General features: G+C 24.7%; 2 tRNA genes. One reads left to right on the forward strand and one right to left on the reverse strand.

The window, feature by feature from the left end:
* Positions 1 to 81: 81 nt before the first annotated feature.
* Positions 82 to 152: transfer RNA gene (locus LDP10_RS03110), tRNA-Cys, on the reverse strand.
* 202 nt (positions 153 to 354) lie between these two features.
* Between LDP10_RS03110 and LDP10_RS03115 the strand changes: the two genes are divergently transcribed.
* Positions 355 to 442: transfer RNA gene (locus LDP10_RS03115), tRNA-Ser, on the forward strand.
* Positions 443 to 588: the final 146 nt, after the last annotated feature.

Raw genomic sequence — 588 nt, forward strand, 5'->3', positions numbered from 1 at the left:
GTTACGCCGAGGGATTTTAAATCCCTTGTGTTTACCAATTTCACCATCCGGGCTTGTATATTTCTATTTTTTGTAATTTTTAGGCGTATCCCGGAATTGAACCGAGTTTTACGGATTTGCAATCCGCTGCATCACCAATCTGCCAATACGCCTAAATATTAGTGATATTTTAAAAATATATATATATAATTTCAGATTTATTATATATAAACGTAATAGTATTTACAATACTATTTAAATAGTATTTATAAAAATATTTTATTGATTTTTTATTTTACTTTAGTAAAATATTATTACTATATTTAATAATATGATATACTTATAAACTGGAATTATTTTAAAAAAAAGCATTTTGGAGGAGTGGCCGAGTGGTTTAAGGCAGCGGTCTTGAAAACCGCCGATGAGAAATTATCCGAGAGTTCGAATCTCTCCTCCTCCTCCAAACAAATATTTTGAAATAATAAATAAATTATTAAAGATAATTTTTAATACTATTAAACAATAAAATTATATTAATCAGCTTTATTTACTTAACAAATAAAAATTTAATAAACCTAATATAAAATAAAATCAAAAAATAAATATTAT

This window comes from Buchnera aphidicola (Pemphigus obesinymphae) (assembly GCF_026122815.1).
Taxonomy (GTDB): Bacteria; Pseudomonadota; Gammaproteobacteria; order Enterobacterales; family Enterobacteriaceae; genus Buchnera_C; species Buchnera_C aphidicola_BJ.